The sequence below is a fragment of the Verrucosispora sp. WMMA2121 genome, assembly GCF_027460185.1.
In the GTDB taxonomy this organism is placed as follows: domain Bacteria; phylum Actinomycetota; class Actinomycetes; order Mycobacteriales; family Micromonosporaceae; genus Micromonospora; species Micromonospora palythoicola.
The window spans coordinates 1421117-1440013 of sequence record NZ_JAPZBH010000006.1 but is presented as its reverse complement, the minus strand read 5'-3'; the positions used below and the strand labels follow the sequence as shown (position 1 = coordinate 1440013).

At 71.0% G+C, this 18897-nt stretch carries 18 protein-coding genes and 1 pseudogene; 11 read left to right on the top strand and 8 right to left on the bottom strand.

The features are described from left to right. Positions 1 to 41 precede the first annotated feature (41 nt). Positions 42 to 1469: pseudogene (locus tag O7605_RS15470) on the top strand (serine/threonine-protein kinase); the annotation flags it as partial. Positions 1470 to 2571: 1102 nt separating this feature from the next. Then, positions 2572 to 2808 carry a hypothetical protein gene (locus O7605_RS15465; RefSeq protein WP_164446131.1) on the top strand — a complete coding sequence of 79 codons (237 nt, stop codon included), beginning with the start codon at positions 2572 to 2574 and terminating at the stop codon, positions 2806 to 2808. Positions 2809 to 2913: 105 nt separating this feature from the next. Here O7605_RS15465 and O7605_RS15460 read toward each other — a convergent pair whose 3' ends face one another. Both O7605_RS15460 and O7605_RS15455 read right to left on the bottom strand, forming a co-directional pair. Then, positions 2914 to 3663 (bottom strand): GH25 family lysozyme, encoded by a 750-nt coding sequence (locus O7605_RS15460; RefSeq protein WP_204004703.1) that lies wholly within the window; start codon positions 3661 to 3663, stop codon positions 2914 to 2916. A gap of 118 nt (positions 3664 to 3781) precedes the next feature. After that, positions 3782 to 4333, bottom strand: a complete 552-nt coding sequence (locus O7605_RS15455; protein WP_269739840.1) for a Uma2 family endonuclease — start codon at positions 4331 to 4333, stop codon at positions 3782 to 3784. Between the two features lie 132 nt (positions 4334 to 4465). Here O7605_RS15455 and O7605_RS15450 point away from each other — a divergent pair, with 132 nt between their 5' ends. The 3 genes from O7605_RS15450 (at position 4466) to O7605_RS15440 (ending at position 6621) form a co-directional block, all read left to right on the top strand. After that, a complete protein-coding gene (locus O7605_RS15450) occupies positions 4466 to 5206 on the top strand; it encodes a M50 family metallopeptidase (protein ID WP_269739839.1) in 741 nt (246 codons plus the stop codon). A gap of 70 nt (positions 5207 to 5276) precedes the next feature. Beyond that, positions 5277 to 5777, top strand: coding sequence for an RNA polymerase sigma factor (locus O7605_RS15445; RefSeq protein ID WP_269739838.1), 501 nt, complete (start codon positions 5277 to 5279; stop codon positions 5775 to 5777). Positions 5778 to 5781: 4 nt separating this feature from the next. Next, complete coding sequence (locus O7605_RS15440) at positions 5782 to 6621, top strand: hypothetical protein (protein ID WP_269739837.1); 840 nt, start codon at positions 5782 to 5784, stop codon at positions 6619 to 6621. Positions 6622 to 6664: 43 nt separating this feature from the next. Here the strand turns inward: O7605_RS15440 and O7605_RS15435 are convergent, their stop codons facing one another. After that, a complete protein-coding gene (locus tag O7605_RS15435) occupies positions 6665 to 8248 on the bottom strand; it encodes an acyl-CoA carboxylase subunit beta (protein ID WP_269739836.1) in 1584 nt (527 codons plus the stop codon). A 74-nt stretch (positions 8249 to 8322) separates the two neighbouring features. On the opposite strand from O7605_RS15435, the gene O7605_RS15430 reads away from it, so the two are divergent. Together O7605_RS15430 and O7605_RS15425 are read left to right on the top strand one after the other, a co-directional pair. Then, positions 8323 to 9198: a biotin--[acetyl-CoA-carboxylase] ligase gene (locus tag O7605_RS15430; RefSeq protein ID WP_269739835.1), complete on the top strand. Its 876-nt coding sequence runs from the start codon at positions 8323 to 8325 to the stop codon at positions 9196 to 9198. Positions 9199 to 9379: 181 nt separating this feature from the next. Next, entirely contained in the window at positions 9380 to 9937 is a 558-nt protein-coding gene (locus O7605_RS15425; RefSeq protein WP_269739834.1) for a PH domain-containing protein, read from the top strand. 42 nt (positions 9938 to 9979) lie between these two features. On the opposite strand, the gene O7605_RS15420 is transcribed toward O7605_RS15425, so the two are convergent. Beyond that, the gene (locus tag O7605_RS15420; RefSeq protein ID WP_269739833.1) at positions 9980 to 10696 is read right to left on the bottom strand and encodes a GtrA family protein; all 717 of its coding nucleotides are present in this window, start codon (positions 10694 to 10696) and stop codon (positions 9980 to 9982) included. A 63-nt stretch (positions 10697 to 10759) separates the two neighbouring features. Next, positions 10760 to 11566 (bottom strand): GtrA family protein, encoded by an 807-nt coding sequence (locus tag O7605_RS15415; RefSeq protein WP_443083986.1) that lies wholly within the window; start codon positions 11564 to 11566, stop codon positions 10760 to 10762. A 138-nt stretch (positions 11567 to 11704) separates the two neighbouring features. On the opposite strand from O7605_RS15415, the gene O7605_RS15410 reads away from it, so the two are divergent. The 4 genes from O7605_RS15410 (at position 11705) to O7605_RS15395 (ending at position 16883) form a co-directional block, all read left to right on the top strand. Then, positions 11705 to 13555 carry a phosphoenolpyruvate carboxykinase (GTP) gene (locus tag O7605_RS15410; protein ID WP_269739831.1) on the top strand — a complete coding sequence of 617 codons (1851 nt, stop codon included), beginning with the start codon at positions 11705 to 11707 and terminating at the stop codon, positions 13553 to 13555. Positions 13556 to 13586: 31 nt separating this feature from the next. Further along, positions 13587 to 14447 carry a hypothetical protein gene (locus tag O7605_RS15405; protein ID WP_269739830.1) on the top strand — a complete coding sequence of 287 codons (861 nt, stop codon included), beginning with the start codon at positions 13587 to 13589 and terminating at the stop codon, positions 14445 to 14447. A 491-nt stretch (positions 14448 to 14938) separates the two neighbouring features. Continuing rightward, a complete protein-coding gene (locus O7605_RS15400) occupies positions 14939 to 16081 on the top strand; it encodes an NAD(P)/FAD-dependent oxidoreductase (protein ID WP_269742648.1) in 1143 nt (380 codons plus the stop codon). Between the two features lie 31 nt (positions 16082 to 16112). Next, entirely contained in the window at positions 16113 to 16883 is a 771-nt protein-coding gene (locus O7605_RS15395) for an isoprenyl transferase (protein WP_269739829.1), read from the top strand. Positions 16884 to 16908: 25 nt separating this feature from the next. Here the strand turns inward: O7605_RS15395 and otsB are convergent, their stop codons facing one another. The 3 genes from otsB to O7605_RS15380 all read right to left on the bottom strand — a co-directional run bounded on the left by otsB (position 16909) and on the right by O7605_RS15380 (position 18756). Next, positions 16909 to 17733, bottom strand: a complete 825-nt coding sequence (gene otsB / locus O7605_RS15390) for a trehalose-phosphatase (RefSeq protein ID WP_269739828.1) — start codon at positions 17731 to 17733, stop codon at positions 16909 to 16911. A gap of 69 nt (positions 17734 to 17802) precedes the next feature. Further along, the gene (locus tag O7605_RS15385; protein ID WP_164446118.1) at positions 17803 to 18156 is read right to left on the bottom strand and encodes a hypothetical protein; all 354 of its coding nucleotides are present in this window, start codon (positions 18154 to 18156) and stop codon (positions 17803 to 17805) included. Between the two features lie 159 nt (positions 18157 to 18315). After that, a complete protein-coding gene (locus O7605_RS15380; protein WP_269739827.1) occupies positions 18316 to 18756 on the bottom strand; it encodes an XRE family transcriptional regulator in 441 nt (146 codons plus the stop codon). Between the last annotated feature and the right edge of the window lie 141 nt (positions 18757 to 18897).

Genomic DNA, 18897 nt, shown 5'->3' with positions numbered 1-18897 from the left:
CGGCGGTGTGACCGTCTGCGCTGCCGGGTACCGTCTCAGCGATGTCAGAAGCTGCCCCCCAACTCGTCGCCGACCGGTACCGGCTGCTGTCGCCGCTCGGTCAGGGCGGCATGGGCCGGGTATGGAAGGCGCGCGACGAGGTGCTGCACCGCGACGTCGCCATCAAGGAGTTGGTTCCGCCGCCGGGCCTGACCAGCGACGAACGTCGCGAGATGCGCGAGCGGTCGCTGCGCGAGGCGCGCGCCATCGCGCGGCTCAACAACATCAACGTGGTACGCATCTTCGATGTGCTCCGCACCGACGGCGATCCGTGGATCGTCATGGAGTACGTGGCGTCCAAGTCGTTGCAGGACACCATCGCCGAGGACGGCCCGGTGTCGCCGGCGCGGGCCGTGGAGATCGGTCTGGGCGTGCTGAACGCGCTGAAGGCCGCGCACAAGGCCGGCATCATGCACCGCGACGTCAAGCCCGGCAACGTGTTGCTCGGCACCGACGGCCGGGTGGTGCTGACCGACTTCGGGCTGGCCACGATCCCCGGTGACCCGAACGTCACCCGGACCGGCATGGTGCTCGGCTCGCCCGCGTACATCGCGCCGGAGCGCGCCCGCGACGGCACCTTCGGCCCGGAGGCCGACCTGTGGTCGCTCGGTGCCACCCTGTACGCCGCTGTCGAGGGCAAGTCTCCGTTCGCGCGCCCCTCGGCGATCAGCACCCTGGCCGCGCTGGCCACCGAGCCGGTGCCGCCGGCTCGCAACGCCGGGCCGCTCAAGCAGGTGCTGGCCGGGCTGCTGCGCAAGGACCCACAGGAGCGGATCACCGCCGAGTCGGCCGAGCGCATGCTGCGCCGGGCCGGTGGGCGTCGGGCCCGGGGCATCTCACTGCTCGACGGCGTACGCCGACCCGGGCCGAACGGACCCCGCGAGCCACGCCCGCCACTGGTGCCGGCACCGCGCCCCTCCGGCGAGCGGCCGTCCACCCCGGTCACGCCGCCGGCACCTCGTACGCCGCCCACCTCAGGGCCACTGGCCGGTGGTGCCGCGGCAGCCGGCTCCACAGCGGACCGTCCGACAGGTGATCAGCTCGACCCGACGACGAAGGTCGACCAGCCGGACGGCCGGGCCGATGCCGCTCCGACGACACGGGTCGCCGGTCCGGACGGCACCGCCGCTGCCGACCCGACGACGGGCGACCGGGACACCGCCCTGGCCGCCGCTGCCGGCACCGCGTCGACCGCCGGCGCGGCTGCCGGCGGGCCGGCGGGTGGTACCGCTCCGGTCGCCGCTGGCACGGTCGGAGCCCCGGCAGACGCCACCGGCGACGGGCAGTCCGCGCCGCCCAGCGAGCAGGACGGATCGGACGCCGCCACCGGCGACCGGACCGGCTCGGACCCGGCGGATCCGACGAGTGCCGGGGCCGACGCGACGTCGGACGAGACCAACAACGGTGCGACGGCCGGCGAGGCGCACCCGGACGACGCCGTGTCGGACGCCGACGCTTCGGAAAGTACGGCGACCGCGGGCGACACGGCATCCGGGACGGCGACCGGTACGCACGGCGGGGCCGCGACGGACAAGGCCCGAACGGGCGGTGCGGTCACGGATCGCGGTTCGCAGCCCGGACCGGCGGTTCGGTCCAGCGGCACGCCGGACGAGGCGAGCGGTGCCCGGTCGGTGGGCGGTCGCACCCGGGTGGATCAGCCGGCAGGGGACGGCAGCCGGCGCACGCCGCAGCCGACCTCGGTCATGCCGGCGGCCCCGGTCAGCCCGGCCCCGACCCGCGGCAACGTCTTCAAGGCCGGGCAGTTCCGTTCGGAGCGGACCCGGCGTGCGGTGCTCGTCGGTGCCGTGGTGGCGCTGCTGCTGCTCGGCGTGGTGGTGGCGGTGCCGCTGCTCAACAGTGGCGACGAGGACGGTGGGACTCCGCCGGCCGCGAACGGCACCAGCAGCGCGCCGGCCCCGACCAGATCGGAACCGGCCGCCCCGCCGCCGAGCGACCCGCCGGCCAGCCCGTCGGCGTCGCCCAGCCCGTCGGCCTCGCCCAGCGCCTCGGAGACGGCCGACGGCCTGCCGGAAGGGTGGACGCTGCGGACCGACCCGGTGGGCTTCAAGGTGCCGGTACCCGACGGCTGGCGACGCAGCACCAGCGGTACTTCGGTCATCTACCAGGAGCCGGACGGGGTGCGGGAACTGCTCATCGACCGCACCGACACGCCGAAGCGGGACGCCGAAGCCGACTGGCGGTCGCAGGAGCCGAACCGGAAGAACCTGGTCCGCAACTACGAGTACATCGACATCTCCTCGTTCGACTGCAAGTGGCGGACCTGCGCCGACTGGGACTGGCGGGAAACCCGCGACGGCACCCGGATCCGGGTCCGCAACCGGGCCTTCGTCCCCGCCAGCAACCGGGGCTTCGCGCTGCGGTGGGAGGTCGCGGACCGCGACTGGGACGAGCAGTTGGAGAACTTCGAGATGATCTTCCGCGAGTTCGTGCCGGACCGGCAGGACTGATCGGCAGGCATGGCCCTTCGTCGTTCGGGGTATCTGATCTCCGACGACGGAAGGGAGGCCCGAGATGGGTTACCGAGGAAGGGACGCCCGGCCCCGGCTGGCACTGTGGACGGCCGTGGTGCTGGGCAACGTCGTACTGCTGGTCGCCACCGTCGGAGTCGCGGTGCTGGCGACCATGCTGAGCCTGGTGACGCTCGCCGGTGCCGCGTTCGCCGGCTGGCACCTCACCCGTCGGGGCAGTGTGTCCCGTGGCGCGGGGATGAGCGTGCCGGTCGCGATGACCGCGCGGCGGCGGGCCTGAGATTTTCCCGTGACGCCCGGCGCGACGACAGTGTCCGGGTGCGGCGCGACGGCAGGCTGACGTCCGCTCCGAGCGAAGGACGTCGGCCCGCCGTCGCGGCGTACGTCAGGTGTTGTTGGCCAGCGCGATCAGCCGGCTGCGGTCGCCGTTCCAGTAGTTGCGGTCGACGCCGCCGCTGATGCCGGGGACGCTGCCGGAGTCGGTGTACTGCCAGAAGCTCCAGAACGGCGCGCCGGCCGGCAGCGCCCCGACCGAGGACGACCAGCGGGCCACCCACAGCGGGTGGTTGTTCCACGGCCCGCTCCAGGAACCGGTGCACTGGTTCCAGAAGCTGGTGGTGGTGTAGATGACCGCGTACCGGCCGGTGCGGGACCGGTAGGTGTTGAGGAAGTCCTGCACCCAGTTACGCATGCCGGTGGTGCTCAGGCCGTAGCAGTAGCCGCCGCTGTACGGGTTCGCCTCCAGGTCCAGCGCCGCCGGCAGGGTGCGGCTGTCCGCGGACCAGGCACCGCCGTTGGAGGCCAGGAAGTTCGCCTGGACCGCGCCGGAGGAGATGTTGGGCCGGGCGAAGTGGTACGCGCCGCGGATCACTCCCGCGTAGTACGCGTTCACGTAGTTGGTGTTGAAGTTCGGGTCGCGGTAGCTCGTACCCTCGGTGGCCTTGATGAAGGCGAACTGGATGCCGGAGTTGCGGACGCTCGTCCAGTTGATGGTGCCCTGGTAGCGCGAGACGTCGATGCCCGGCACGGTGGCGGCGGCGGCCGGGGTCGCGGTGGCGACGAGCCCGGCGGCGGCGGTGGCGAGTACGGCGAGTGCGGCGGCGGTCAGCCGACGCAGCGATCTGGTCCGACCCATGGCGTCCTCCTGAGACGACTGTCGATAGACAGACATCTTTGAAGGTGATCGTCGGCCAGGGCAAGAGGGATCAAGACAACTTTCGATGTGCTGGTTGTGGTGGCAACCCACCTGGCGATCAACGCAGCGTGGCCGGATCCACCTGCCAGCGGAACGGGTCGGTGAGGGTGAGCGTCTCGCCGGCCTTGGCCACCCGGTCCTCGACGTAGTGCCCGCCGTCGAGGCGGTAGAGCCGCAGCGCGTGGGTGTCGCCGTCCTGCTCGACCAGCAGGTACCAGGGGATCCGGGCGATCGCGTAGAGCTGCATCTTGAGCACTCGGTCAGCGGCGGCGTTGCCCGGCGACACGATCTCGCAGACGAGCGCCACCTCGGCGGCTTCGACCACGCTGCCCTCGTCGTCGGTATCGGCCACCACGACGTCCGGAATGGCGATCCGGTTCGGCCCGAGCCGAAGATTGACCGCCTCGAAAACGGTGAGGCCGAGCGGAGCAGCCGCCGCGTCGAGGCTGTTGGCCAGCCATCGAGACACCAGTTGATGCCGCTTGCTCGGGGCAGGGCTCACGATCAGGCTCCCGTCGAGCAGCTCGAACCGGGCATTCGTCTCACCCGTGCCGAAGTATTCGGCCTCCGTCCAGAGGCCGACGTGGGGTTCCAGGGGGGCCGCACTCACCGGCGTTCACCTCCCGATCCGATCGCCACCCGGTCAGTCTCACACGATACGACCGGTTGGCCCGGGACCGACACCGCAACGGTCACCCGGCGCGACGCCGGCGGCGGAACGTGAGCGGTAGGCTGCCGCCTCATGGTGTCGATCGAGGGCATGGCCGACTTCTGGGACCGCCTCTTCGGCGCGCAGCCCGACCCGCCTCCGCTACTCGTGGTGCTCACCGGCCTGGTCGCGCTGGTCGTCGTGGTCACCCGGCTGCCGTGGCGGATCGCCCGTAACGCGATCACCATCGCCCACGAGGGCGGTCACGCGCTGGTCGCCGTGCTCACCGGACGCAAGCTGCAGGGCATCCGGCTGCACTCGGACACCTCCGGTCTGACGCTGTCCGCCGGCCGCCCGACCGGCCCGGGCATGGTGCTCACCCTGCTCGCCGGCTATCTGGCCCCGCCCCTGGTGGGCCTGGGTGGGGCGTGGCTGCTCGCCGGCAACCGGATCACCCTGCTGCTGTGGATCGCGGTGATCCTGCTGTTCGCCATGCTGGTGATGATCCGCAACCTCTACGGCGCGCTGACTCTGGTGATCGTCGGGGGTGCCGTGCTCGCCGTCTCCTGGTACGCCAGCCCGCAGGTCCAGGCCGCCTTCGCGTGGACCGGGGTGTGGTTCCTGCTGCTCGGTGGCGTACGGCCGGTGGTGGAGTTGCAGCGGATGCGTGCGCGACGCGGCATGCCGGCCTCCGACGCCGACCAGCTGGCCGGGATCACCCCGCTGCCGGCGTTCTTCTGGGTGGTCCTCTTCGGCCTGGGCAACCTCGCCGTGCTGGCGGCCGGCGGCCTGCTGCTGGCCGGCCCGCTGCTCGCCGAGGCCGGTCTCACCTGATTTCGACGCCCGGTCGGCAACCCGGACCGCCCCCCGGTGCGTGTGCTCTGTCAGGTACGGGGAGGTGCGGGTGGCCGATGTCGAGGGGTTCGACGAGTTCTACCGGGGCAGCCGGCAGCGGCTGCTCGGGTACGTCTACGTGCTGACCGGCGACCGCACCGAGGCGCAGGACGCCGTGCAGGAGGCGTTCATCCGGGCCTGGCAGCGCTGGTCCACCGTGGGAGCCTACGACGATCCGGAGGCGTGGGTACGCGTGGTGGCGGCCCGGATCGCGGTCAGCCGGTGGCGCAGCCTGCGCAGCCGCGCCCGGGCCTACCTGCGACACGGCGCGGTAGACAGCGTGCCCGGACCCACCACCGACACCGTCGAGGTGGTCGCCGCCCTGCGCCAGCTCCCCGAGGAACAACGCGTCGCGATCGCGTTGTACTACCTCGCCGGACTGCCGGTCGCGGAGGTGGCGCGGCAGACCGCGGCTCCGGTCGGCACGGTCAAGGCACGACTTTCCCGTGGGCGCGCCGCGCTCGCCGGGCTGCTCGCCGTCTCTGATCTTGAAGAGGCTCACGGTGCCTGACGAGATGAGGTTTCTCGAGCGGATGCACCAGGACCTGCGGGAGGTCCGCTGGGCTGAGCCGGCGGAACTGCGTGAGCGGGGTACCCGCCGCCGCAGGCGTGCGGCGGTGGGATCGGCTGTCGCCGTGCTGGTGGTGGCCGCCGCCTCCGTCGTCGTCACGAAGGACCTCGCCGCACCACCACCGGCGGCGCCGCTGGCCGCGCCGACCACGTCGGTCCCGTCCGCCGAGATTCCCCGGGACGCCATGGTGCAACCGGGCGACCTTCCCGTCGAGACCGGCCCTCCGCTCGGCCAGTCCGGCCTGGGTGAACCGGTGCAGATCGATCACGTGTTGCTCGCCTGTCACCAGGACCAGGGTCGCAGCGCCGACTGGGAGACGTCGCGTTACTCGCGCTCGCAGACGCTGCTGCGGGCGCCTGCCGAGCGTCTCCCGGCCGACGAGGTGTTCAGCCAGGCCGTCTACCGGCTCGCTCCGCAGGTAGCCGACCGCATCTTCGCTCGGATCGATGCGTCGCTCGCCCCGTGTGCGAACTGGCGGTCCAGCGGGGACATGCTCTGGGATGAACAGGTCGTCGCGGCCGAGGCCGACCACCGGTGGGAGGTGACCGCCCGCGACTTCGTCGGCGATCAGTCGATGGTGATCCAGCACAGCGTCACGGAGATACGGAATCTGGAAACCGGCGAGAGCCGGAAGCCGGGCCAGCTCGACAGGACCGCCGTGGTGCGGGTCGGCGACCTGGTCACGGTGATGGGTCTGGGCCGGGACGGTACGGAACGAGAGCTGCGCCGGCTGGCCACGGTGGCAGCCGACCGGCTCTGCGTCGCTGCCAACCCACCGTGCTGACCGACCCCTCCCGGCGAGGGCGGGAGGGGTCCGCTCGTGGCGGCTACAGCGGGATGTTGCCGTGCTTCTTGGGCGGCAGCGTCTCCCGCTTGGTGCGCAGCACCCGCAGCGCCCGGACGAGCTGGGTACGGGTCTCGTGCGGCGGGATCACCGCGTCGACGTACCCGCGCTCGGCGGCCACGTACGGGTTGGCCAGCGTGTCCTCGTACTCGGCGATCCGCTCGGCGCGGACCGCGGCCGGGTCCTCGGCGGCGGCCAGTTCCTGCCGGTAGAGGATGTTCACGGCCCCCTGCGCGCCCATCACCGCGATCTGGGCGGTGGGCCAGGCGAAGTTGAGATCGGCCCCCAGGTGCTTGGAGCCCATCACGTCGTACGCGCCGCCGTACGCCTTGCGGGTGATGACGGTGACCTTCGGCACGGTGGCCTCGGCGTACGCGTAGATGAGCTTCGCGCCCCGGCGGATGATGCCGTCCCACTCCTGTCCGGTGCCGGGCAGGAACCCGGGAACGTCGACGAAGGTGAGTACCGGGATGTTGAAGGCGTCGCAGGTGCGGACGAAGCGGGCCGCCTTCTCGCTGGCCGCGATGTCAAGCGTGCCGGCGAAGTGCATCGGCTGGTTGGCCACCACACCGACGGGCCGGCCCTCGACCCGACCGAAGCCGACCACCATGTTCTGCGCGTAGAGCGGCTGGACCTCCAGGAACTCCCCGTCGTCGAGCACGTGTTCGATCACCCGGTGCATGTCGTACGGCTGGTTGGCCGAGTCGGGGATCAGCGCGTCCAGTTCCCGGTCCGCGTCGCTGATCTCCAGGTCGGCCGGCGCGTCGAAGACCGGCGGCTCGTCCAGGTTGTTCGAGGGCAGGTGGGACAGCAGCGCCTTGACGTAGTCGATCGCGTCGGCCTCGTCGGTGGCGAGGTAGTGCGCGTTGCCGCTGCGGCTGTTGTGGGTGCGGGCGCCGCCCAGCTCCTCCATGCCGACGTCCTCGCCGGTGACAGTCTTGATCACGTCCGGACCGGTGATGAACATGTGCGAGGTCTGGTCGACCATCACGGTGAAGTCGGTGACCGCGGGGGAGTAGACCGCGCCACCGGCGCACGGGCCCATGATGAGCGAGATCTGCGGGATGACACCGCTGGCGCGGACGTTGCGGAAGAAGATCTCGCCGTAGAGGCCGAGCGAGGCCACGCCCTCCTGGATCCGGGCGCCACCGGAGTCGTTGATGCCGACCACCGGGCAGCCGATCTTCATGGCCAGGTCCATCACCTTGACGATCTTCTCGCCGAAGACCTCGCCGAGGGAGCCGCCGAAGACCGTGAAGTCCTGGGCGAACACGCAGACCTGCCGACCGTCGACGGTGCCGTAGCCGGTGATCACACCGTCGCCGTACGGGCGGGTCCGGTCCAGCCCGAAGTTGGTGGACCGGTGCCGGGCGAACTCGTCCAACTCGACGAACGACCCCTCGTCGAGCAGCATCTCGATGCGCTCCCGGGCGGTCTTCTTGCCGCGTGCGTGCTGCTTCTCCACGGCGCGGGCCGACCCGGCGTGCACCGCCTCGTCGACCCGTCGTGCCAGGTCCGCCAGCTTGCCCGCGGTGCTGTGGATGTTGGTCCCGGTCTCGGTAGTCACCCTGGGAATATAACGATGGTTCAGGTCGCCGCCGCTGTGCACTTCGCCTCACCGGCCACCCGTAGGCTGATGGCGTGCCGGGTTCTCCGTATACCGATCTGGATCGTCCGCCGCTGTCGGCGGCCCGGCTGCGTCGGGCGCTGGTCGCGCCGCACGGTCCGTGGTCCCGGCTGGAACTGCGGACGGAGACCGGGTCCACGAACGCCGACGTCGCCGAGGCGGCCCGGGCGGGGGAGCCGGAGGGCCTGGTCGTGGTGGCCGAGCGGCAGACCGCCGGCCGGGGCAGGCGCGGGCGGGTCTGGCAGTCGCCGCCGCAAGCCGGCATCGCCACCAGCGTGCTGCTCCGGCCCGGCGAGGCCGTGCCGGCCCGAGGCTGGTCGCCGGCGCCACCTTCGGGGTACGGGTGGCTGCCGCTGCTGGCCGGTGTGGCGCTGGTCGAGGCGGTGACGCTGCTGGCCGAGTTGGACGCCACCCTGAAGTGGCCGAACGACCTGCTCATCGGGGGTGCCAAGTGCGCCGGGATTCTCGCCGAGGGGGTGCCCGGGCCGGGGCTGAACGACCCGCCGGCGGTCGTTGTCGGTATCGGGCTGAACGTGACGCTGCGCGCCGACGAGCTGCCGGAACATCCGACCGGTCTGCCGGCCACCTCGCTGCGACTGGCCGGCGCGTCGGCCACCGACCGGGATCCGCTGCTGCGGGCCCTGCTCCGCTCGGTCGCTGACTGGTACGCCCGGTGGCGCGCGGCCGGCGGCGACGCGGCGGCCAGCGGTCTGCGCGAGGCGTACCTGGCGGCGTGCGGCACCATCGGCCGCGAGGTCCGGGCACTGCTCCCCGACGGCACCACCCTGACCGGCACCGCCACCGGAGTCGACCCCGACGGCCAACTCCTCCTCACCACCCCCACCGGCACGCGCCCCCTGGCCGCCGCCGACCTCCACCACCTCCGCTGACCACCTTGATTAGTTGACCATGAAGTTGTTGTCGAGTGGATCGCGCCTGGGCGACGACAACTTCATGATCGGCGCGATGGGCTGGGGGTGGGGTGGGGGTGGGGTTTGAGCCGCGTGGCGGATGTGGGGTGGTGGGGGTGGGGGTTACGGTCTGGGCGTCCGTTTCGGCGAGGAGGGTTCCGTGGCGTTTCCCGAGGACGTGCTCAGTGAGGATGAGCACGTCGTGCTGCACCTGCATCCGCACTGGAAGGCGCTGATCCGGCCGGTGGCGGTGCTGGTGCTCGCCGTCGCGGCGGTGGTGGTCGGCGTGCTGTTCCTGCCCTCGGGCGGGGGCGGTGCCGTGGCGCTCGCGGTGATCGGCGGGCTGGCCCTGCTGGCCGTGCTGGTGCTGGCGGTGCGGCCGTACGTCTCCTGGCGCAGCACCCACTACCTCTTCACCAACGAGCGGGTCGTGCTCCAGCACGGCGTCTTCTCCCGCGATCGCCGAGACATCCCGCTCAGCCGGGTCAACGACCACTCGATGAGTCAGCAGTTCGCCGGCCGGCTGCTGGGTTACGGAACGCTGACCATCGAGTCGGCCGGTGAGCGCGGACAGTCCGTGCTGCACGACGTACCGAAGGTCGACCGGGTCCAGACGAAGCTGTACGAACTCGTGGAGGCGTTCGACGACCGGCACTCGCTCGGTGACGGCGAGCTGCGCGAGATTCTCGGCGAGCGCGACACGGCCGCCGGGGCGTAGCCGCCCGGACCCGGATCCGGCGCGCCCGCCCGCAGCGCCCGGTCAGCGACGGCGAGGGCGACGGGGGGCCGGCGCGGGCTGCAACTGGGCGGCCAACTCGGCCTCCAACTCGGCGTCCAACTCCGCCGTCAGCCGGGCCTCGTCGGGCAGCGACGCGGACCTCGGCTGGAGTGGCCGGGGAGTCACGCCGGGCCGGGCGGCGGGCGGCTGCTCCTCCTCCAGCTCCGTCACCGACTCGGCGAGTTCGGCCACCGGGTCCATTCCGGCCATGGTGTCCCACTCGTCGCGGGGCAGACCGTGCCACCGCTGCGTCGCCTCGGCCGGTGCGGCGGGCTGGAAGACGAACGTCCGGTACGACCAGAAGCGGAACAGCGTCGCGAGCACCACGCCGCCGGTCTTCGCGATGTTCAGCGCCAGCAGCCCGGTCACGCCCAGTCCGTACTTGGCGGCGGCGAGTACGCCGAGTTCGATCAGCAGCCCAGCTCCGTTGAAAAGGAAGAACAGGGCGTATTCCCGCTGCATCGCTGATTTCGGACGATCACGGTACGTCCAGTGCCGATTCATCAGATATGACGTGATGGTGGCCACGATGGTGGCCACGACGGTCGCCTTCAGCTGGCCGTCGACGAAGACCGTGAGTGCGAGTGCATTGAACACGGCGTAATTGATGACCGTGTTGATGCCACCGACCAGGCCGAATTTGAGTGCCTCGTGGATGAACTTCTGCCAGCGCTCAGGCAGCAGACGGACGAGAGGCATGCGCAACACCTTAGGGCAGTGGGTCGGGGTCGGCTGGCTCCGACCGAACGAGTGGGCGGCAGGTCACGCCCGGCGGTCCTGGTTCGCTTCCGCGACGGGTGGCGTTCCCGCTTCGACGAAGACGAACCGTCGGTACGACCAGAATCGGAACAGCGTGCCGAACCCGGTACCCACGACGAAGCTGGCGACGTTGTCGGCCAGCCGGGTCTGGAAGACGGACGGCCAGACGCTGCCGAGCCCGTAGTGGCTGATCGCGAGGCAGGCCACCGCGATGCCCAGGCCCACCGCGTTGAAGAAGAAGAACAGCGCGTACTCCCGGGCCGGGTGGGAGCGCTTACGGTGCCGCCAGGTCCAGAACCGGTTGCCCAGGAAGGCGAACGTCGCGGCGATGACCGTCGCGATCGTCTTGGCGGTGATCTGCTCCACGCCCTGCGGGCCGATCAGGTAGTTGAACAGTGCGAAGTCGATGAGGAAGGCGATCCCGCCGACGGTCGCGAACTTGCTCATCTCCCGGACGAGGTGACCGAAACGGTCGATCAGGGAGTGAACCAGACCCGAGCGGGTCTGCCGGGAGCCTGGCTCCCCGGTCATCGTGGCGGCCACCGTGCGAGCGTACCGGTTGGTGACCCCGGGAGCGGGTAGCAACCGGCACCGGGGTGCACCGGTGCCGCGGCACGGACGGGCACGAACGGAGCGTAACCGGATCCGTGCGATCGGGTGTTCTCCGCCGCTTCGGTGCTCCCGGTCGGAAAACGCCGGTGTGGGTGCCGCCAGCAGGAGGTCTACCGAAGGATTTGCGTGAAACTGCGCGTGAAAGCGGGTAAAGGCTCGTGATGCCGCAGCGTGACCGCACCTTGTGCAGTTCTTCACAACCAGTCCCACTGACTGGAGAGGTCCCTCGGTTTACGCTGAGGCCAATCCCAGGTTTCCACGAAGGCGACGCGCATCGCGGCGCCGAGACTCGTGCACTCCATAGACCGGTCAGCGTCGACCACAAGGAGATGTGTCATGGTTGCTCCGGCCACCGTTCGGGGTATCGATCAGGCCCCTACGTCCCACCCGAAACTCCTCGCCTGGGTCCGTGAGGTCGCTGAACTGACCACCCCTGACCAGGTCGTCTGGGTGGACGGGTCCGACCAGGAATGGCGTCGCCTCACCGATGAGCTGGTCGAAGCCGGCACGCTCATCCGGCTGAACCCCGACAAGAAGCCCAACTCCTTCTACGCGCGCACCGACCCGACGGACGTCGCCCGGGTCGAGGAGCGCACCTTCATCTGTTCCGTGGACGAAGCGGACGCCGGACCCACCAACAACTGGATGGCGCCGGCCGAGATGAAGCGGACCATGACCGAGCTCTACCGCGGCTCGATGCGCGGCCGGACGATGTACGTCATCCCGTTCTGCATGGGTCCGGTCGAGGCCGAGAGCCCGATGTTCGGCGTTGAGATCACCGACAGCCCGTACGTGGTCGCCTCGATGCGGATCATGACCCGGATGGGCGCCGCCGTTCTGCAGGCCATGGGCGACGACGCCGACTTCGTGCACGCCCTGCACTCGATCGGCGCACCGTTGGCCCCCGGTCAGCAGGACGTGGCCTGGCCGTGCAACGACACCAAGTACATCTCGCACTTCCCGGAGACCCGCGAGATCTGGTCCTTCGGCTCCGGGTACGGCGGCAACTCGCTGCTCGGCAAGAAGTGCTACTCGCTGCGTATCGCGAGTGTGATGGGCCGGGACGAGGGCTGGCTCGCCGAGCACATGCTGATCCTGAAGATCACCTCGCCGGAGGGTCGGGTCTACCACATCGCCGGTGCCTTCCCGTCGGCCTGTGGCAAGACCAACCTGGCCATGCTGGAGCCGACCATCCCCGGTTGGAAGGTCGAGACGATCGGTGACGACATCGCCTGGATGCGGTTCGGCCCGGACGGCCGGCTCTACGCGATCAACCCGGAGTACGGCCTGTTCGGCGTCGCACCGGGCACCGACTGGAAGACCAACGCCAACGCCATGCGTACGCTGGACCGGGGCAACTCCATCTTCACGAACGTCGCCCTCACCGACGACGGTGACATCTGGTGGGAAGGCATGGGTGAACCGCCGGCCCACCTGATCGACTGGAAGGGCAACGACTGGACGCCGGAGAGCGAGAACCTCTCCTCGCACGCGAACAGCCGGTTCTGCACCCCGATCACCCAGTGCCCGATCCTGGCCGAGGACTACTACGACCCCAACGGCGTACCGATCGACGCGATCCTGTTCGGTGGCCGCCGTCGCGACACCGTGCCGCTGGTCACCGAGGCCCGGGACTGGGTGCACGGCGTCTACATGGGCGCCACGCTCTCCTCGGAGACCACCGCCGCCGCCTCCGGTGCCGTCGGTGTGGTGCGTCGCGACCCGATGGCGATGCTGCCGTTCATCGGCTACCACGGTGGCGACTACTTCCGGCACTGGATCGAGATGGGCAAGGGCACCGACGGCGACGAGTCGAAGCTGCCCAAGGTCTACTACGTCAACTGGTTCCGTAAGGACCCGGAGGGCGGGTTCCTCTGGCCGGGCTTCGGCGAGAACTCGCGGGTGCTCAAGTGGATCGTCGAGCGGATCGAGGGCCGGGCGGACGCCGTGGAGACCCCGATCGGCATGGTGCCGACCCTGGACTCCCTGGACGTCGAGGGTTTGGACATGACGCCGGAGGACGTCCGGATCGCGCTGAAGGTGGACCCGGACGAGTGGCGCGACGAGCTGCCGCTGGTCACCGAGTGGTTCGAGAAGTTCGGCGACAAGCTGCCCGGTGTCCTCTGGGCCGAGCTGGACGCACTGCGGGCTCGACTCGACGCGGAGCAACCGCAGCGAGGGGTGTGATCGACGCCGGATCCGGGCATCATCGGATCCCATGAGGACGGCCGCCGTGACCGAGGTCCGGCGGCCGCCCGCCGTCCGGGCCCTGACCGCACTGTTGGCGGTGACGGCCGCGGCCACCGTCGTGGTCGAGGTGCTCAACTGGTGGTACGCGCCGGAGCAGGGCTTCGGGCTCGCCGTACGCACCGGCTGGGCGACGCTGCGCTCGTTCGGCTTCCTGCTGCTCATCGGGCACGTGCGGCGCGGCCGGACGGTGGCCCGCCCGTTCGGCCTGATCCTCGCCGTCACCACGGTCTTCGCGGTCGGCCGGCTGATCGTGCCCCGCCAGGGCGTACCGCCGCTGCCCGGTCTGCTCGGCTTCGCCCTGCTCACCACGCTCTGCGCGACAGTGGTCTGGTTGCTGTACCGGTCGCCGGCGCTCGCCGAGCACCTGGTGCGGCACCGGCCCCGACTGGTGATCGACCGCACCGGCATCTCCTGGCGGGAAACGCCACCGCGCCGGCCGGAGGCGAGCGCCTGGCTGCTGACCGCCCGGGTGGCGGCGTTCACCTACAGCCCGCTGATGCTGGTGCCGGCCCTGGTCGCCACCGCCGCGATCCTGGACGGCCAACTGCTCGCCGTGCCCGCCGTGCTGCTCTGGCTGGGAGCCGGTGTCGCGACCAGCTATTTGGTGCTGTTCTGCACGGCGTTTCTGCTGCGCGGTCGACGCTGGGCGGGCACCCTGCTGGTCGTCGTCACGGCCGCCGTGCTCGCCGTCGACCTTCCGCTGTGCTGGTGGCTGCTCGGCGTCGACGGCCTGATCCGGGACGGCGCGCCGCTGGTCGTCGCCGCCGCCCTCACCGTCTACGGCATCCACCGCGCCACCCACCCCGCCCTGACCCCCACCCCGCCCTGACCCCCACCCCGCCCTGACCCCCACCCCGCCCTGACCCCCGGACGCCTTGAGACAGCAACTTCCCCGACGTTGCTGTCTCGGGCGCCCGTGCGGGGACAACATCGCTGATGTTGCTGCTTCCTGTTCCCCCGGCGGCGGGTTTGCCCGGATCTTGACGAGCGGCTGGTCGACAATTCGGGGCCGGACCCCCTTGCTCTGCTTCAACGGGCGCGCTGGATCCGGGACGATCGCAGTGCGCGGGTTGAAGCAGAGCAAAGGCGGCAGAGCAGCAAGTGCCGCGCAGTCGAGGCGGAGCAGCGGGGCAGGGGGACAGCGGGACAAGAAGCAGCGGGCAGCGGGTGGAGAAGCAGGGGGACAGCGGGACAAGAAGCAGCGGGCAGCGGGTGGAGAAGCAGGGGGACAGCGGGACAAGAAGCAGCGGGCAGCGGGTGGAGAAGCAGCGGGGCAGCGGGGCGGAGAAGCAGCGGGATGCTGAGCGGCGGGGAGGGGCTGTGCGCGACGAGTTCGACGTGGTGGTGGTCGGGGCGGGGCCGGCGGGGGCGGCTGCCGCGCTGGCGGCCCGCCGGGCGGGTGCCGAGGTCCTGCTGTTGGACCGGGCCGAGTTTCCCCGGGACAAGGCCTGCGGAGACGGTATCGCCGCGCACGCGCTCGACGTACTCGCCGAACTGGGTGTGCCCGACGCGGTGGCCGGCTTCGCGCCGGTGCCGGCCCTGCGGCTGGTGGCGCCGGACGGCGGTGCCGTGGCGCGGGCGTTGCCCAGGCCCGCGTACACCGTGCCGCGGCAGGTGTTCGACGCCCGGCTGGTGGCGGCGGCGGTCCGGGGCGGCGTGCCGCTGAGCCGGCGGGCGGTGCGCCGGGTCGAGGTGCGCGCCGACCGGGTCGTGCTGGACGGGGAGATCTCCGCCGGGGTCGTGGTGGGTGCCGATGGTGCCGGGTCCGTGGTGCGCCGGGCGCTCGGCGAGCCGACGAATCCGGACCGTCACCTGGCGCTGGCCATCCGGGGGTACGCGCCCGCGCCGCCCGGTCCGCCCGCGCAGCTCATCGTCACCTCGGCCGCCCGCTGGCCGGCGTACGCCTGGTCGTTCCCGATCGGTGACGGCCGGGCGAACGTCGGGTACGGGGAGGTGCTGCGGGGCGAGTCGCTGACCCGCGCGCACCTGCTCGACCGGCTGGCCGCGCTGCTGCCGGGCACCGACCCGGCGACGGTCGGCTCGCTGCGCGCCCATCACCTGCCCCTGTCCACGTTCCGCCCGGCGCCGGGGCGGGGTCGGGTGCTTCTCGCAGGCGACGCGTTCTCGCTGATCAACCCGCTGACCGGCGAGGGGATCTTCTACGCGTTGCGCTCCGGCGTGCTGGCCGGGTACGCCGCCGTCGGCGCTCCCGAGCAGGCCGCGCGGCGGTACGCGACCGCCCTGCGGCACCGGCTCGGCACCCATCTGCGGCACAGTTCGGCGGCGGCCTGGCTGGCCCGGCGACGCCGGGTGGTGGACGCGGCGGTGCGGGCGGCCGGTCGGGACGCGCGGGTCTTCGGCAGGGTGACCGAGCTGGGGCTGGGCGACGGGCTGCTGGACGGCCGGACGCTCGGCCTGATCGCCCTCGGCCTGTCGGTGCGGCATCGGCCACCGGCACACTGATCCGTACGGCGGCTCGCTACCCTGCTTAGTGATGAGTCTGCGGAAACTTCTCTACTCCGTCTACGAGCGGCGGCTCACGGCCAAGCTCGCGGGTCGGCCGGTGCCCCGCCACGTGGGTGTGATGTGTGACGGCAACCGCAGATGGGCCCGGGAGATGGGCTTCGTCGATCCGAACGACGGGCACCGGATGGGTGCCGAGCGGATAAAGGAGCTGCTGCGTTGGTGTGACGCCGCGGGCGTGGGACACGTGACCCTGTGGCTGCTCTCCACCGACAACCTGTCCCGCCCGTCGGCCGAGTTGGATCCGCTGCTGCAGATCATCGAGGACCTCACCACCGAGCTGGCCGAGGAGAGCAACCCCTGGCGGCTGCGGATGGTCGGTGCGCTCGACGTGCTGCCGACGCGCCTCGCCACGGCGCTCAAGGCTGCCGAGGAGCGGACCCGGGAACGCGCCGGCAGCGCGCAGGTCAACATCGCCGTCGGGTACGGCGGGCGGCGGGAGATCGCCGACGCGGTGCGCTCGTTGCTGCTGGAACACGCGGCCAACGGCGGCACGCTGGAGGATCTGGCCGGCTCGCTCGACGTCGACGACATCTCCGAGCACCTGTACACCCGGGGCCTGCCGGATCCGGATCTGATCATCCGGACCAGCGGTGAGCAGCGCCTCTCCGGCTTCATGCTGTGGCAGTCGGCGCACTCGGAGTTCTACTTCTGCGAGCTGAACTGGCCCGACTTCCGTCGCGTCGACTTTCTCCGCGCGCTGCGTTCGTACGCCACCCGCCAGCGCCGCTACGGGGTCTGAGACGCCGCAGCGGCACCGGTCCGGCTCAGGCGAGCCGGTGGGTCGCCTCGGTGAGGAAGTCACCCAGGGCGGCCGGGGAGTCGATGGTGAGGTCGGCGGCTTCGGCGACCTCGTCACCGGTCTCCGGGTTGGCGACGGCGACGCAGACGCCGAGGAAGTCGGGGTCGGCGGCGGCGCGGGCGCGCAGCGCGGCGAAGGCCTTGATGTCGGAGACGTCGTCGCCGAAATACCAGGCCGCGCGTACGCCCTGCACCAGCTCGGCGATCACCATGCCCTTGTCCCGGTCGACCGGTGGCTTGATCTCCAGGACCATCCGTCCGATCTGCACCCGCAGGCCGAGGCGCTCCGCCTGATCCCGGCCCCACTGCTCGACGGTGGCGGCGAGTTGCGGTGCGGTTCGCCAGTGCAGGGCCACGGACAGCCGCTTGTACTCCACAAGGGTGCCCGGCGGCAGTTCGGCGCGGCCGAGTTCGGCGAGTTCAGCCATGGTGGGCACCCACGGCAGTGCGGCCGGTTCGGTGACCGTGTCGCCGCCCGAGTGGCTGTGTTCCAGGCCGTAGAGGCCGTACAGGTCGACCCCGGTGAGCCCGTCGAAGTGGTCGCGCAGGAACTCCACCGGTCGGGCCGAGACGATCGCGATGCGCCGCACGATCGGCGCGAGGGTCTCGATGGCGGCCAGCACCTTCGGCGCGGGCTGCACCTGCGTCGGATCGTCGTCGACCGGCGCGAGGGTGCCGTCGAAGTCGAAGAAGAGGACGGTCTCGGCCGCCCGGTCGGCGGTTGCCCGCCAGGCCTGGTCGGCGTTCAGCGGGGTCTTCGGCTGCTGGTTGCCCAGATTCAACGGCGGCACGCGCGAAAGCGTACCCCGGGTTCGACCGGTCAATCCTGACGTGAATCCGGTGTGGGCGACAGGTGTGATTCAGCGTTCGGCGGCTCCACGTCCCCGGCGTCCGAACGGCACCACCGCCGCCTCCTGGCCGTGGCTGAGCAGGTAGCCCTCCACGAAACCGGAGTTCCGGTCGCCGGTGTGCGCCTCGATCTCCCGCAGCCGCTCGACCAGGAACTCGGTGAGCGCGGTGAGCCGGTCGTTGAGCCGGTCGTGCAGCTCGGCGACCACGGCCAGGACGATCGCGGTGCCGGCGGTGGCGAGCGCGAAGAGGTTGACGAGCAGCGGAAGCTGCCCGCCGTTCAGGGTCAGGGTCACCGCGTTGCCGGTGATGCACAGCGTCACCGAGACCGTCGCGACCACGACAGCCAACCATTTCAGGGTCATGGAGAGACCCCTTTCTGTCCCGCAGGGCTGGGTTCGGCCTTGTCCCGTCCCCCCGCCGACGACGAGCCCAAGCAGTACGAATACGGACGCTAGCGCGCCCGATCCCGCCCCGTAGCGAAACGAATGAGGCTGACCTGCCGTTCTTTCGCCATCTGAGAACTAACTGGCAGCGTCTCCTCGTTTTCGGACATCGAGCGGCAACGTCGGGCGATATGCGAGGTAACGAATGGTTTCTCGGATGTGGAACTTCTCCGCATCCGAGACGTCGGGATCGACCAGCCGGCGCAGCAGTGCCTCGACGTCGGGGTCCATCGGTGGTGGTGACGGTGCGGTTCGGCGGGAGGTTGTCCGGTCCCAGCCCAACGCCGCGAAGGCCACGGCGGGGTCGAGCCCGAGGCCCTCGCAGAACGCCACCACCCGCTCGGCCTCCGGGTCGCTGGCCCAGTCGCCGCGTACCCACCGGTTGATGGTCTGTCGCGAGACGCCGGTGCGCCGGGAGACCTCGGTGCCGCTCCACGCCCGGGTCGCGCGGGCCTCGTCGAGCGCGCGCCGGACGAAGGTGGCGAAGGCGATCTTCCTGGCGTTGGCCGTCTCGGTCACCTCGTGACCGTACGACCGTTGAGCCTGGGTGACGGCGCCTGCCACGCGTCTGTCACGCTTGCGTGACGTCGTTGGGGTGGAGCCGGATGGGGGTCCGGCACTCTTCCTGAGGGGTGTCACCTGGGCAGGATAGATGTACGT